Origin of the sequence: Serratia sp. KG1D (genome assembly GCF_037150675.1) — a bacterium.
In the GTDB taxonomy this organism is placed as follows: Bacteria; Pseudomonadota; Gammaproteobacteria; order Enterobacterales; family Enterobacteriaceae; genus Serratia; species Serratia nematodiphila.
Genome location: NZ_JBAGIH010000009.1, coordinates 1 through 14,362 on the forward strand (window position 1 = coordinate 1; position 14,362 = coordinate 14,362).

10 protein-coding genes are annotated in these 14,362 nt (G+C 60.1%); 5 read left to right on the forward strand and 5 right to left on the reverse strand.

All coding sequences use genetic code 11. From position 1 onward, the window contains the following. Both WFM45_RS24180 and WFM45_RS24185 read right to left on the reverse strand, forming a co-directional pair. The coding region (locus WFM45_RS24180; protein WP_336957563.1) for a S8 family serine peptidase at positions 1 to 1,815 on the reverse strand (1,815 nt) is incomplete at its 3' end. Between the two features lie 478 nt (positions 1,816 to 2,293). Continuing rightward, positions 2,294 to 2,947: a TetR/AcrR family transcriptional regulator gene (locus tag WFM45_RS24185; RefSeq protein ID WP_048326479.1), complete on the reverse strand. Its 654-nt coding sequence runs from the start codon at positions 2,945 to 2,947 to the stop codon at positions 2,294 to 2,296. 249 nt (positions 2,948 to 3,196) lie between these two features. Between WFM45_RS24185 and WFM45_RS24190 the strand changes: the two genes are divergently transcribed. Further along, positions 3,197 to 4,414: a Tm-1-like ATP-binding domain-containing protein gene (locus WFM45_RS24190; RefSeq protein ID WP_033631845.1), complete on the forward strand. Its 1,218-nt coding sequence runs from the start codon at positions 3,197 to 3,199 to the stop codon at positions 4,412 to 4,414. 92 nt (positions 4,415 to 4,506) lie between these two features. Here the strand turns inward: WFM45_RS24190 and spy are convergent, their stop codons facing one another. Beyond that, positions 4,507 to 4,998, reverse strand: a complete 492-nt coding sequence (gene spy / locus WFM45_RS24195) for an ATP-independent periplasmic protein-refolding chaperone Spy (RefSeq protein ID WP_028128096.1) — start codon at positions 4,996 to 4,998, stop codon at positions 4,507 to 4,509. A 532-nt stretch (positions 4,999 to 5,530) separates the two neighbouring features. Here spy and pdeR point away from each other — a divergent pair. Continuing rightward, on the forward strand, positions 5,531 to 7,525 hold the full coding sequence (gene pdeR / locus WFM45_RS24200) for a cyclic di-GMP phosphodiesterase (RefSeq protein ID WP_004929992.1): 1,995 nt from the start codon (positions 5,531 to 5,533) through the stop codon (positions 7,523 to 7,525). Between the two features lie 16 nt (positions 7,526 to 7,541). Here the strand turns inward: pdeR and WFM45_RS24205 are convergent, their stop codons facing one another. Next, on the reverse strand, positions 7,542 to 8,408 hold the full coding sequence (locus WFM45_RS24205) for a crotonase/enoyl-CoA hydratase family protein (protein WP_004929989.1): 867 nt from the start codon (positions 8,406 to 8,408) through the stop codon (positions 7,542 to 7,544). Positions 8,409 to 8,748: 340 nt separating this feature from the next. On the opposite strand from WFM45_RS24205, the gene yhjD reads away from it, so the two are divergent. From yhjD to WFM45_RS24220, 3 genes are all read left to right on the forward strand, one after another. Next, positions 8,749 to 9,768: an inner membrane protein YhjD gene (gene yhjD / locus WFM45_RS24210; protein WP_033631844.1), complete on the forward strand. Its 1,020-nt coding sequence runs from the start codon at positions 8,749 to 8,751 to the stop codon at positions 9,766 to 9,768. A gap of 327 nt (positions 9,769 to 10,095) precedes the next feature. After that, entirely contained in the window at positions 10,096 to 11,418 is a 1,323-nt protein-coding gene (locus WFM45_RS24215) for an MFS transporter (protein ID WP_004929985.1), read from the forward strand. Positions 11,419 to 11,519: 101 nt separating this feature from the next. Continuing rightward, complete coding sequence (locus WFM45_RS24220; protein WP_336957566.1) at positions 11,520 to 12,287, forward strand: CDP-diacylglycerol diphosphatase; 768 nt, start codon at positions 11,520 to 11,522, stop codon at positions 12,285 to 12,287. On the opposite strand, the gene WFM45_RS24225 is transcribed toward WFM45_RS24220, so the two are convergent. Further along, positions 12,288 to 14,327 carry an AsmA family protein gene (locus WFM45_RS24225; protein WP_060557922.1) on the reverse strand — a complete coding sequence of 680 codons (2,040 nt, stop codon included), beginning with the start codon at positions 14,325 to 14,327 and terminating at the stop codon, positions 12,288 to 12,290. Between the last annotated feature and the right edge of the window lie 35 nt (positions 14,328 to 14,362).

Genomic DNA, 14,362 nt, shown 5'->3' on the forward strand with positions numbered 1-14,362 from the left:
GCTCAGGATGGTGTACTGCTGGCCCAGCAGGCTGCGCACCTCGCTTTGCGTCAGCAGGTTGCTGCTGTTCTCCAGCGTGACCGCCACCTCACCGCCGCCGATCGTCGCCGCTCCGCTGCTCTGGATCCGATCGCTCTGGCCGTTCGGCCCCACTTCCACCGCATAGCGCGAACCCGGCTCGAAGCTGACGTTGCCGGCCACGTTCAGGGTACCGATCGAGTTGCCCGGTGCCACGGTGCCGCCACGGCGGGCGGTCAGCGAACCGACCGTGCCGCTGCCGCCGACGATGCCGCCGTTCTGCACGCTGACATCCGAGGTGACCGAGCCGTTGATCGCCAGCCGCCCCTGATTAACCAGCGTCGGGCCGGCATAGGTGTTGTTACCGGTCAGTACCAACGTGCCGATGCCCTGTTTGGTCAGGCCGCCATGGCCGGAGATGTCGTTGCTCCAGAAATCCAGGCCGCACAGCACATCGCTGCAGACGCGCTCGGTCGGTTTACCCTTGTCCAGCACCGCGCCGACGCCCGGCAGATCCACCACAAACTGGGTCGGGCCGTAGGCCACGCCCGTCGGATCCGGAATACGGAACTCCGCAGGAATATCTTCGGCAGTCACCAACATGCCCGGGCCGTTGATGGCCTTGCCCAGGTTGATCATCCCCCAACCGTAGAGCGCGTCGATGCCCGGCGCGCCCATATCGGTGGCGGTGGTTTTCAGCACTTCCGCCACCTGCGCGCCACTCAGATACGGGAAACGCTCCATCAGCACCGCGACGCTGCCGGCCACGTGCGGCGCCGCCATCGAGGTGCCGCTGTATTTGGCGTAGCCGGTTGTCAGATTCTCTAGGCTGGTGCCTTCGATTACCGAGCTGTATACCCGGGTGCCCGGCGCCGAGACGCAGAAGCTGGCGGTATAACCGCAGCGAGAAGAGAAGGTGCTGATGCTGTAATCGCCGGTATTGGTCGGATCCTGCAAGCTGGCGACCGACAGCCAGTTCGGCGCAATCTCCGGCACAAAATAGGCCAGGCCGGCCATGGCGTCCGGATTGTTCAGGTTGTAATCGTTACCGGCGGCGAAGATGGTGACCACGCCGCTGCGGGCCGCGTCGATCGCGCCCTGATAGGCGCCCCCGGGGTTGGTGCCGAGGATCTGTTTAATCTGATCGAACTGCTTTTGCGCATCGTCAACGGTGAAATGCGGATAAGCCGGGTTCTTACCGCCCTTGGCGAATTTATCTGTAATGCCGATGCCCCAGCTGTTGTTGATGATGCGCGCGCCGCTGGCCACCAGCGCATCCCAACCGGCCTTATACACCGCGCCGTCGTTGCCGAGGATGATGCCGTCCTCCGGGCCGGGATCGCCGTTCTCCGCGCTGATGATCTGCGCGTTGAACGCCACGCCGTGCATGGCGCCGCCGTCTCGGCTGCCGGCGGCGATGCCGCCCACGTGGGTGCCGTGCGAACCGAGCGTGCCATCGGAATCCACGCTCGGCGTGCCGTCATAGCGGAAAGCGTCGCCTTTTTTCACCGGAATATAGGGATCGGTGTATTCACGGATGCCTTCGGTAACCAGATTGATCACCTTATTCTCACCGGCGAACTCCGGGTGCTTGGCGTAAACCGGCTGATCGAAAATGCCAAGTTTGATGCCTTTTCCGGTATAACCGGCGGCGTAGGCCTGGTCGGCGTGGATCGCCCCCAGCCCCCATTCCGCATTGAACTCACTGCTGCGCCAGCTGGCCGGATCGCCCGCCTGGCCGTTCTCTATATAGCTGGAGGCCTGCGCCCCGCCAATCGCCGTCAGGCAGATCAGCATCGCGCTCCATTGTGCGCGATGAACTCCGATTTCAGGCCAGCCGAAGGCCGCCCGAGCGGATTTGACTCCTCTACGTTTCTTCTCCATCCCAGATACCGTCCGTTGTTGTTTGCAAATGTTTTATAAGATTTTTTGTGTAACAGTTTGGTAACACCAAATAAATAAAGCACAACAATCTCAAGTGCGCTTAATGTGTCATCCGGCAGTTCGACGGGAGGAGAGAATGTTTCAGGGGTGAATCAGGCCAGTGCCGATAAGAAATGACAATGACGTTTGCCGGTATCAAAACGGCGATAATAAGTGAAGGGATAAATTATAATTTACTGATAAATAAAAATATAATTCAGGGAGACATGAAGAGTGCGGCCGACTGAAAAGTGCTTAACAGGCGTCTTTTATCACTTTTAATTATAAATTTTGCCAATATTCACTCAGTGAATTATGCTGGTTTTTCACTCGGCCATCGGCAAAAATTGGATTATCCTGCTGATGTTTTTTTGCAGTTCGTCGCGTCCTCTTCCGCCTGACGCAGAATGGCTTTGGCCATCCATTGCGTGACGTCCTGAATGCTCTCAAGCTCCAGCCCCCAGATATCTTTCAGCACCAGAAACACCTCCGAGCCGTAAATCAGCGAGAAAGCATGAATCACTCTCTGCAGAGAGTCCGGCGGCAGTTTGCCCTGCAGCGGTTCCACCGCCAGCGCCAACAGACGCTTGCGGTTGCCGCGCACGAATTTCTCGCCCGGCGTCGCGTGCGCCCACTGTTGCAAAGAGAGCTGCAGCGCCGCGCGCAATGCTCCCTCGTGCCGCTCCATCTGAGGATAGGCGAAAGTCAGCAACTGCTGGATGCGTTTCAGGGCGTCATCGTCTTGCGGGCGCCATTCCAGAATAGGCCCCAGGCTTTCCGCCACCACGGCGCTAATCAGCGCACTCTGGGTCGGAAAATAGCGGTAGGCCGTCGCACGCGATACCTGCGCATGCGCCGCCAGTTCGGTGATCGAAGGAAACGCCCCTTCGTCATACAGCGTCATCGCGCTGGCCAGCAACAAACGGTAGGTTTTTGCCCGGGTGGAAGTCAGTGAAGGATCAAACGGGGTGGGAAAGGCATCTATCGGCACATAAACCTCATGCATCTGCACACGCTTGCGCAACAGAGGATGCGCCTCTGTCGACTGGCTGCCGGCAAAACGCCGGCCACGTTGAAAAGCTCAAAAATGAGACAGGAGTCCCATTTTGCACTGAGCTGCCCTTGCAAAAATGATACTGCCGTCTCATTATATAAATACATTAATCAATTTAATTTAAACGCCAACACCAGGGCACCCTAAAAAATATAACAAAATGATTTATAAATAAAAATTAGAAAAACCCCAGGAAGACACATGAAAGACACTTCAAATTTTGTCTATATTGCTACCACAGCAGATACGAAAGGACAAGAGCTGGAGTATGTACGGCGGCTGATCGCTGCCCTGAATTTACCCACGCGAACCGTCGATCTTTCCACTCGTCGCTTGCCGTTTGACTCCCCGGCCGATATCGGTCCAGAGGACGTCGCACGCCACCATCCGGCGGGCGCCGACGCGGTCTTCTGCGCCAGTCGCGGCCAGGCGATCGCCGCCATGGCGACCGCTTTCGAACGTTTTATCCTGACGCGCCGCGATATCGCCGCCTTGCTTGGCCTGGGCGGCTCCGGCGGCACCGCCATCATCACGCCGGCCATGCAGCAGCTGCCGATCGGCCTGCCGAAAGTGATGGTCTCGAGCATGGCGGCGGGAGACGTTTCCGCCTATGTCGGCGCCAGCGATATCAACATGCTGTATTCGGTCACCGATCTCGCCGGCCTGAACCGCATCTCGCGACGGGTGCTGAGCAACGCAGCGCGCCAGATAGCCGGCGCAGTGCACTTCGCCGCCGTCGACTATCACGACAACAAACCCGCGATCGGCCTGACGACGTTTGGCGTCACCACGCCCTGCGTTCAGGCGTTGATTGCCGAACTGGGAACACAATGGGATTGTCTGACGTTTCATGCGACCGGCAGCGGCGGCAGATCGTTGGAAAAACTGATCGATAACCGCCAACTGCACGGCGCCATCGATTTAACCACTACCGAAGTGGCCGATTACCTGTTTGGCGGTGTGCTGCCCTGCAATACGGATCGTTTCGGTGCCATCGCGCGTACCGGCATCCCGTGCGTGCTCTCCTGCGGCGCAATAGACATGATCAACTTCGGCGCGCCGAATACGGTGCCGGCTCGCTATGCCAACCGTCTGCGTCACCATCACAACCCGCAAGTGACGCTGGTGCGCACCAGCGCTCGGGAGAATGCGTTAATGGGGCGCTGGATGGGCGAAAAGATCAACGCCTGCGCGGGCGAAGTGCGTTTCGTTATCCCGGCGGGCGGCGTATCGGCTTTGGATGCGCCCGGCCAACCGTTCTGGGATCCGGCGGCGCTGGCCGCCTTTACGCAAGCGCTGGAAGAAACGGTATACGCCACCGACAAACGCCGGCTGATAAAAACGCCTTATCATATTAACGACCCGCGCTTTGCACAGGCCGTTGCCGAACAGTTCCGGCGCATTGTCGGCGGGGAATGATTATCACTCACTGCAGAACCTGCCGGTGATAACGCCAAATAAAAAGGGCCAGACAAATAGCCTGGCCCTTTATTATTCACCGCGAGCGGATATTACTGACCGGCGGGCATCTGCTCCTTCATTTTATTCATGTGGTCCATCATCTTTTGCTCGCGTTTCTGATAATTCTCATTGTATTGTTTTTTCTGCTCAGGCGTCAGCAGGTTATACATTTTATTTTCCGCTTTGGCGCGTGCCAGCATGCGTTCGGATTGCGCTTTGCCGATCGCGTCAATTTGCGCCTTCGCCTTCGCTTCGTCAAAGCTGTCGGAAGCGACCAGATTGTGCAACGCCTGGCGCTCCTCTTTCATGCCCGGCCCGCGCTTCTGGTGCGACTCTTTCATGATATCGCGCATCTGCTGGCGCTGCTGCTCGGTCAGGTTCAGCCCGGCGAACGGGCCGCCTTTGCCTTCACCCTTGTGATGCATCATTTTCATCGGCGCCGCATCCGCCGCCGGGGCCGTAGCCGTATCGGCGGCGAACGCCGCGGAAGCAGAACCCAGGGCCAGCGTGGAAGCAATAAATAAAGCCGTCAATTTACGCATAATCATTTCCTTAAAAATTTTCTTCATCAGGAGCGCTGTACGTTAACAGGCTCATTCGTTGTCGGAGATAATAATAGGCTGATAAATTTCAAGTAATGCGAGGGTGTGTAAACTTTTTAAAACCCGGATCGGATTTATTCACCAATTATGAGAAAACTATGAAGATGGCGTTTATTTGATGGAAATTTTAATTTCTCGGCAAAAATCCCCCCGGTGGAGTTATTTTTCCGCTTTCCCCTCACCGCTATAATTTACTCACCTGCACGGCAACCTTGTATCAACCGTTTTCCGATAGCAGGGGAAATCACTAAGCATCACACGATCCGATGTTCTCCTACACTTTAAGGCAAGCGGCCGCCGGGCGACGTTTACACCGCAAAACTAATCATTGCTTATATAATAGTTTCCATCACCCGCCCCGCCTGTGAAAACCTGTTATATGATGCACAGATGCGTACGGCGATCGCTTTCGGGCCAACAGGCTGCCCGGCGCTGTGCCGGCCGCCCGCCCGTGCTCTTTTGAGGAATCGTCATGCCCGCAGACCAAGGCCCTGAGCTTCTTAGCGCTCACTTCGGCACCCAAAGCCCCCACTGGCGGCTGGCGTTTGACAGCAATGCCCTGGAGCTGTCCGCTATTAAGGGCAAAGCTCATGTCGCGGTGGCGCTCAGCGCCATGGAAGCGGCGAAAATCCGCCGTCTGACCGGCGTGACCGCCAGCCTTGAGCTGACCATTACGCTAGCCGGTGAACCGCTGCATCTGCATCTGGTCGGGCGCCGCGTCAACAACCTCGAATGGGCGGGCACCGCTTCCGCCTTCAGCGACACCCAATCCGTGGCGCGCGACCTGGTGCACGGCCTCTCCTTCGCCGAGCAGGTGGTGTCCGAAGCCAACTCGGTGATCGTGATCGTCGATCAGCACGGCCGCATCCAGCGCTTCAACCGGCTGAGCGAGGAGTACACCGGGCTGCACGAACACGAGGTGATCGGCAAAAACGTTTTCCAACTGTTTATGAGCCCGGAAGAAGCCGCCGCTTCGCGGCGCAACATCGCCGGCTTCTTCCGCAACGGTTCGTCCTATGAGGTGGAACGCTGGGTAAAGACGGTCAAGGGTGAACGGCTGTTCCTGTTTCGCAACAAATTCGTGCACAGCGGCAGCGGAAAAAACGAAGTCTTTCTGATCTGCTCCGGTACCGACATCACCGAAGAACGCCGCGCGCAAGAGCGGCTACGGGTGCTGGCCAACACCGATCTCATCACCGGCCTGCCGAACCGTAACGCCATACAAGACAAGATCAATCACGCCATCGCCACGCGCGGCGAAGAGAGTTTCGGCCTGGTGTACCTCGATCTCGACAACTTCAAAAAGGTCAACGACGCCTACGGCCATATGTTCGGCGATCGGCTGCTGGTCGAGGTCGCGCTGGCGATCCTCGGCTGCCTGAGCCCGGATCAAGTGCTCGCCCGCCTCGGCGGCGACGAATTCTTGGTGCTGGCGCCACAAAGCGATCGCGAGCGCCTGCAAACGCTGGCGCAGCGCATTATCGACAGGCTGAAGACCCCTTTTCGCATCGGCCTGATTGAGGTGTATACCGGCTGTTCGATCGGCATCGCGCTGTGCCCGGAGCACGGCAACGATCTCGACAGCCTGATCCGCAGCGCCGATACCGCCATGTACGTCGCCAAGGAGCACGGAAAACGCACCTATACCGTCTTCTCGCCGGAGATGAACAAACGCGTCGCCGAGTACATGTGGCTGGACACCAATCTGCGCAAAGGGTTGGAGCAAAATCAGCTGGTGCTGTATTACCAGCCTAAAATCGACGCGCACAGCGGTGAAGTGCACAGCGTGGAAGCGCTGGTGCGCTGGGATTCGCCGGAGCGCGGCCTGATCCCACCGCTGCAGTTCATCTCCTACGCCGAGGAGTCCGGCCTGATCGGCCCGCTGGGCCAATGGGTGCTGCAAACCGCCGCCGGGCAGGCGGCGCAGTGGCAAGAGCAGGGATTGAATCTGCGGGTGGCGGTCAACCTCTCTGCCCGTCAGCTGGCCGATGACAGCATCGTCAACGACCTGCTCGGGGTGCTGCACCGTCACCGCATGGCCCCCTGTCTGCTGGACTTCGAGTTGACCGAAAGCAGCCTGATTGAAGACGAGAATCGCGCGCGCGCGCTGATCACCCGGCTGCGCGAACTGGGCGCGCAGGTGCATCTCGACGACTTTGGCACCGGCTATTCGTCGCTGGCGCAGCTGGCACGCATTCCTCTGGACGCCATCAAGCTGGATAAAAGCTTCGTGCGCGGGGTGAATTTCAATCCGGTATCGCAATCGCTGGTACGCGCGATCGTCGCGGCGGCGGAGGCGTTGGCCTTCCGCGTGATCGCCGAAGGAGTGGAGACCGAGAGCGAAAACCACTTCCTCGACGAAGTCGGCGTGGACGAAAAACAGGGCTTTCTGTTCGCGCGGCCAATGCTCCCGGAACAGCTGGAGCATTGGCTGCAGTCCTATCGCCCGCGCTCACCCTCCGCATGAGGCGGACGCGTTAACGTTAGCCGGCACGACGCAGGTTCAGGGTATGGCGATCCTGCAACATCACCAGCCGCTCGATGTAGGCACGGTCTTTTTCCTCAATGGTAAAGGCCGAGTGCACCCAATCTTCGGTAATGTCCATCAGCTCGGAACGCGTCAGCTGCAACACGCGCTGACGCGCCCGCAGCATGGCGCGCATGCCGTTGAGCTTCGGCCGGATGGTATCGATGAAGGTGCGCGTCGCCAGGTAAGCATCGCCGGGCTGAAACAGCTGGTCTACCAGCCCGCGACTCTCGAACCACTCTGCGGTGTGCGACTCGCCGCCCCAAATCAGCTCCTCGGCCAAGCGCATGCCCGCCTTGCGCGCCACCAGCGAGTAACCCCCCATGCCGGGAAACAGGTTGAACGCAATCTCCGGGAACCCCATGCGCGCATTGTTTTGCGCCAATACGAAATGGTGCGCCAGCGCCGCTTCAAAACCGCCGCCCAGCGCGCTGCCTTCAACCATCGCAATGCTGACCGCGCCGGTGTCGAAACCGCGCGCCGCCGCATGCACGCAGTCGATGCAGGCGCGCGCGTAGGCCATCATCGCCTCGCGCTTGCGGTTTTTGATCGCTTCGGCGAAGAACTGCAGATCGCCACCGACGTTGAACATGTTCGGCACCAGCGAGCCGGTGACCCAGAAGTCGAACCGCAGCGAAGACTCCTTCGCCGCCTGCGCCAGCGTCATGATGTCTTCAATCAACGCCTGGTTGAAGCAGGGGCGTGGCGCAGCGCGCAGCAGCATCCACATGATGTGCCGCCCCTCTTCATAGTAGGCGGAGATCTGCGACAGATTGCCCGCTTCGGTAAACGGACGACAGGTGGGGTGATTAAGCAATTTCATAAGACCTTCCAGTTTTTCTGTTGATGACGGATAAGACCGTTCCAGCCCCTACGGCTGCAGCGGAGCGGCGAGCGGCAAAGCGCGACGCCACATCATGAGTAAACGCTTTCTCGCCGACGAAACAGATAAAAATTGGAGGTAGAGAAGTGAAAAAACCGAGGCGCCACGGGGTTTCCATAGGAATTTTACCTATCGCGCCATCCCCGGCATTTCATGCAGGGCGCTAACGCGTTAAGCTCGGAAATTGACCGTTTGCCGCCCCGGAGCTCAAAACGCCGCAGGGCTTTGGCTATAATCAACGCTGATACATGCCGTTTAACGTTAAGGAAATCGTGAAGTAATGCCTACAGGACCAGACCAGGAACGCCGCGAGCCCGCACAAGACACGCCACCGAAGCCGCTTATCGCCATCAAGACCGGCCATGAGACGCTCGACCGCCGCATCAGCGGTTTTTCACGTCTGATTGAACGCATCAAAGCCTGGCCGAGCGTGGCGCACCTGCTGCGCGCCGCCGAACGTTTTAACGATCGGCTGGGCAGCCAGTTCGGCGCCGCCATCACCTACTTTTCATTCCTCTCGCTGATCCCGATCCTGATGGTGTCGTTCGCCGCCGCCGGTTTCGTGCTGGCTTCCAACCCGGATCTGCTGGCCCGCTTGATCAACCGGATCGTCGGCAGCATCAGCGATCCGACGCTGGCCAGCACGCTGAAGAACACCGTCAATACCGCCATTCAGCAGCGCACCACCGTGGGGTTGACCGGCCTGGCGCTGGCGCTCTATTCCGGCATCAGTTGGATGGGCAACCTGCGCGAAGCGATCCGCGCGCAGTCACGTGACGTCTGGGAGCGCAATCCGCAGGATCAGGAGAAAATCTATTTCAAGTACACCCGCGATTTCATCTCGCTGACCGGCCTGGTGGTCGCGCTGATTATCACGCTGTCGCTGACCTCGGTCGCCGGGTCGGCGCAGGCGGCGATCGTCAACGCGCTGGGGCTGGACGGCATCGAATGGCTGCGGCCGGCGCTGACGACGATCGCACTGTCGATCTCGATTTTCGCCAACTATCTGCTGTTCCTGTGGATTTTCTGGATGCTGCCGCGCCACAAACCGAAGAAAAAAGCGCTGCTGCGCGGCACCTTGCTTGCGGCTATCGGCTTTGAGGTGATCAAGTTCGTGATGACGATGACGCTGCCGCAGGTGGCGAAATCGCCTTCCGGCGCGGCCTTCGGCTCGGTGATCGGGCTGATGGCGTTCTTCTACTTCTTCGCCCGCCTGACGCTGTTTTGCGCCGCCTGGATCGCAACGGCCGACTACCAAGGCGACAAAGCCTTGCCGGAACGCGAGCCGCCGACACGCTGAAGCCATGCAATCGTGCCGGTGTTATCGCACGCGCCGGCACTTTCCTCTGGTTAATAAACATAAAACCAGTCAATCCCTCTAAATCATGCGGCATGGCATTCGAAAAACCAGCATAACAAACTACCCAATCACTTTTCTTTCCCGTTTTTACAGCCATTCCCTCTGCATGAACCCCATTTCTCAACGTTTAACGCTACAGAAAAGAAGCCAGGTAAAACATTAGTCTTTTTAACCGGTTAGCGGCGGCGCTGCCCAGAGTTCCCGCGTTGAAAAGGCGGAATGCTGTCACTAAGATGGATTTTTACCCCCCAACAATAAGAAATAGATATGCAAGCCACCATCGCACCCCCACTCGACGCCGACGACGCGTCCACACCGGTGAATTCTCGCGGGAAAGTCATCGTCGCCTCGCTGGTCGGCACCGCCATCGAGTTCTTCGACTTTTACATCTACGCCACCGCCGCGGTGATCGTGTTCCCGCACATCTTCTTCCCGCAGGGCGACCCGACCACCGCGACGCTGCAGTCGCTGGCCACCTTCGCCGTCGCCTTTGTCGCGCGCCCTATCGGCTCTGCGCTGTTCGGCCACTTCGGCGATCGCGTCGGGCGCAAGGTGACGCTGGTCGCCTCGCTGCTGACCATGGGGATTTCCACCGTGCTGATCGGCCTGCTGCCGAGCTATGAAACCATCGGCATCTTTGCCCCTATCCTGCTGGCGCTGGCGCGCTTTGGGCAGGGGCTGGGGCTGGGCGGCGAATGGGGCGGCGCCGCCTTGCTGGCGACGGAGAACGCGCCGGCCAAAAAGCGCGCGCTGTACGGCTCTTTCCCCCAGTTGGGGGCGCCTATCGGTTTCTTCTTCGCCAACGGCACCTTCCTGCTGCTCTCATGGCTGCTGAGCGACCAGCAATTTATGGAATGGGGCTGGCGCGTGCCGTTCATCCTCTCCGCCGCATTGGTGCTGATTGGCCTGTACGTGCGGGTATCACTGCATGAAACGCCGGTGTTCGCCAAAGTGGCCAAGGCCGGCAAACAGGTAAAAGTGCCGCTCGGCACGCTGCTGAGCAAGCATCTGAAAGCCACCATCCTCGGCACCTTCATCATGCTGGCGACCTACACGCTGTTTTATCTGATGACGGTGTATTCGATGACCTACGGCACCGCGCCGCAGCCGCTCGGGCTCGGTTACTCCCGCAACAGCTTCCTGTGGATGCTGATGGTGGCGGTGATCGGTTTCGGCGTGATGGTGCCGATCGCCGGTCTGCTGGCGGACGCGTTCGGCCGCCGCAAGACCATGATCGCCATTACCCTGCTGATGATCGGCTTCGCGTTCCTGTTCCCGACTCTGCTGGGTTCCGGCAACCAGGCGCTGGTGATGGGCTTCCTGCTGTGCGGCCTGAGCATCATGGGGCTGACCTTTGGCCCGATGGGCGCGCTGCTGCCGGAGCTGTTCCCTACCGAAGTTCGCTATACCGGCGCCTCGTTCTCCTACAACGTCGCGTCGATCCTCGGCGCGTCCGTGGCGCCTTATATCGCCACCTGGCTGGCGGCCCACTACGGGCTGTTCTACGTCGGCATGTACCTGGCGGCGATGGCCGGGCTGACGCTGCTGGCCCTGCTGCTGATGAAAGAAACCCGCCATCAGTCGCTGTGATCCCCTACGGCCCCCTCACTGCGGGGGGCCGCACGCGGTGTTCGCTTCCTGTCATAAAACCGGGCTATGCTGAATGTTTCTCTCGGTAACAGGATCGGCCGATGTCTCTGCGTCGTGGGGTATTTGTCTGCGTGGCGCTGCTGGCGGCTATCGCCATCGCGCTCTTTTACGGGTTGAAACCCGACCATCCCGATGCGCTGTGGCGCATCGTCAGCCAGCAATGTCTGCCCAATCAGCAGGCGCACGACAACCCGGCGCCCTGCGCGCAGGTGGATGTGCAGGCCGGTTTCGTGGTGTTTAAAGATCGCAACGGACCGCTGCAATACCTGCTGATGCCCAGCGCCAAAATCACCGGTATCGAAAGCCCGGCGGTGCTGGACGCCGCCACGCCGAATTTCTTCGCCCAGGCCTGGCGCGCGCGCCACGTGATGGCGGAACGCTATGGCAAACCGATCGACGACGGCGATATTTCCCTGGCGATCAATTCGGAATATGGCCGCACGCAAAACCAGCTGCACATTCATATCTCCTGCCTGCTGCCGGCGGTAAAACAGCGGCTGGCGCAAATCGGCCCCCATTTCATCAAGCAATGGCAACCGCTGCCCGGCGGCCTGTTGGGGCATGACTATCTGGGGCGGCGGGTGACCGCCGCTGAACTGGAACAACAGGGCGCCTTCCGCCTGCTGGCCACCGGCCTGCCGCGCGCCGACGGGCGCATGGGCAGCTTCGGCCTGGCGATGACCGCGCTGCCGGACGGCGATTTCCTGTTGCTGGCAACCGAGCGCAGCCTGCTGCCGTTCACCCTGGCCTCGGCGGAAGAGATCCAGGATCACGACTGCCGGCTGCTCACGCCGCCGCCGCGCGCCTGATTATTTTTTGCCTTTCATCTCCCGCAGGATCTGCCCGCACGGGTTCTCCTCGCCGCCTTCACTGGGCGAGACCAGTGCCAGCAGCGCCGCCGCCGGCGTCAGCACCGCCCCTAACGCCACCGCCGCCGCGCCGCGCGCGATCAGCGGCCCGGCTTTGACCCCGGCGTCCGGGTGCTTGAAGGTGCCTTTCACGTACAGCGGCGATCGCAGGGTCAGCACGCGCATGCCCTTGCTTTCCGGATCGATGGACAAATCCAGCCGTTCGGTGGCGAGGTTGGTGTTGCCGGTGATGTTGATCACCGCGTTTTCGGTGTCGAACACAAACAGTCGCGGCGCGGCGACGCCGCTGCGGATGCCGACGTCCGCCGCCGCGCAGTTGATGCCCACCACGTCGTCACCGAACAGCTGCGCCACCAGATAGTTACCGACGTTCAGACCGAGGATCTCCATCAGGCTACGGCTGATCACCCCGTTATTGATCAGCAGGCGCAGGTCGCCATTGCTGGTCGCCAGCAGTTCGGCCACCGAATTGCCGCTGCCCGTCAACCTGGCGTCGCCATTCATCTGCCCGAGGCTGCGCTTCATCGCCTCCACGTTCGGCAACAGCTGTTTAAGCTGAAGTTTGCGTGCATGCATATCCACCTGCCCGCGCATCGGTTTTTTGCCGCCGTCGAGGCGCACGACGGCGTTCAGGCTGCCGCCCGCCATGCCGAAGCGCAGCGGATCCAGGCGCAGTTCGCCATTGTTCAGCTTCAGGTGCGTGGCCAGATCGCTCAGCGGCAAATCGCTGCCGCGTTCAATGCGCGCGGCGGCAAACTTCACGTCCGCATCCATCTTGCTCCAGCTTTGCGTATCGAACTGTTCGACCGGCAGCACCTTATCCGCCGGCTGACGGCTCTTTTCGCCGCGCCCGGCTTTGGCGGCGTTGGAGTCCGCGCCGATCAGCGGCGCCAGATCCGCCAACCTCAGCTGCCGGGAGTTCACCGCGCCGCTCAGCGTGGGCCGCGGTTTACCGGCAACGTACTTCAAGCTGCCGTGAATGTCGCTATCGCCGATTTTTCCGTCGAATTTCTGGTATTCAAACACCGCGCCGCCCGGCTGATGCAGTCGGGCGGTCAGATGGCCATCGGTCGCATACGGCGGGGTATTCGGCAACAACACGCCGGTCAGGCCATAGAGGTTGCTCAGGCTTTCACCGGAAAACTTCAACTGCACGTCCAGGCCGCCGAGGTTCAGCGGATCGGACAAGGTGCCCGCGACCACCACCCGGGTGCTGCCGGAGCGCACGTCGGCCTGCAGCGGGAAGGGCAAATCGGCGCTCTGCAGCGACAGCATGCCGCCAATCTTGCCGCTGCCGCTCAACGGCTCGCCGTTATATTTGCCTTTCACCTGCCAGCCGAAAACGTAATCGGGGGTGGCGGCCTTGTCGCCGCCCTGTTTGCCGGTCACTTCACTGAACGGCAACGGTTTGCCGAGCGGATCGATGACGGCGCGAAAATCCGCCTTCAGCGTGGCGTCTTTAAAGGCGATCTGCCCCTTGTCGAACACGATGTCGTGAACGGTGAACGACCAGTCGGAAGGCGGCTGCTTGGGATCCTGGTCGGCGGCCAGGTCAAACGTCCAGTTGTTATCGCCGTTGGCCAGACGTTGCAACGACGCATTCGGCCGCTTGAGCCAGATGCGCGGGATCAGCAGCTCTTTACCCAGCAGCGCCAGCGGCGCGATGCTGGCGTCGACGCGCTGCAGCGTCACCATGCTGTCGCCGGGCATGTTTTTCGGATTACCCAGCCACACGTCTTCGGCGTGAATATGCGGCCAGGGCACCCAGGCGCGCCAACCGCCCTCATCCGGATTGCGCGACCAGTCGACGCCCAGATCGCCGCGAATGGCAAACGGTCGCCGCAGTTCGGCCGACACTTTGTCGTTGATGGCGGGCTTGAGTCGATTCCAGTCGAAGGTCGCGATGAAGATCGCCAGCGCGACGATCAGCAGCAGCACAATGCCGCCCAGCCAGCTGAAAACCTTTCCTGTTCTTGTCATAGCGGCTCCCTCAGCGCATAAATCGGGCTGCCGAA

Excerpts from the sequence above, each read along its gene's own strand:
- WFM45_RS24185 (WP_048326479.1), bottom strand. The coding sequence starts at position 2,947 with ATGCATGAGGTTTATGTGCCGATAGATGCCTTTCCCACCCCGTTTGAT.
- pdeR (WP_004929992.1), top strand. The coding sequence starts at position 5,531 with ATGCCCGCAGACCAAGGCCCTGAGCTTCTTAGCGCTCACTTCGGCACC.
- WFM45_RS24215 (WP_004929985.1), top strand. The coding sequence starts at position 10,096 with ATGCAAGCCACCATCGCACCCCCACTCGACGCCGACGACGCGTCCACA.
- spy (WP_028128096.1), bottom strand. The coding sequence starts at position 4,998 with ATGCGTAAATTGACGGCTTTATTTATTGCTTCCACGCTGGCCCTGGGT.
- WFM45_RS24205 (WP_004929989.1), bottom strand. The coding sequence starts at position 8,408 with ATGAAATTGCTTAATCACCCCACCTGTCGTCCGTTTACCGAAGCGGGC.
- WFM45_RS24225 (WP_060557922.1), bottom strand. The coding sequence starts at position 14,327 with ATGACAAGAACAGGAAAGGTTTTCAGCTGGCTGGGCGGCATTGTGCTG.
- yhjD (WP_033631844.1), top strand. The coding sequence starts at position 8,749 with ATGCCTACAGGACCAGACCAGGAACGCCGCGAGCCCGCACAAGACACG.
- WFM45_RS24220 (WP_336957566.1), top strand. The coding sequence starts at position 11,520 with ATGTCTCTGCGTCGTGGGGTATTTGTCTGCGTGGCGCTGCTGGCGGCT.
- WFM45_RS24190 (WP_033631845.1), top strand. The coding sequence starts at position 3,197 with ATGAAAGACACTTCAAATTTTGTCTATATTGCTACCACAGCAGATACG.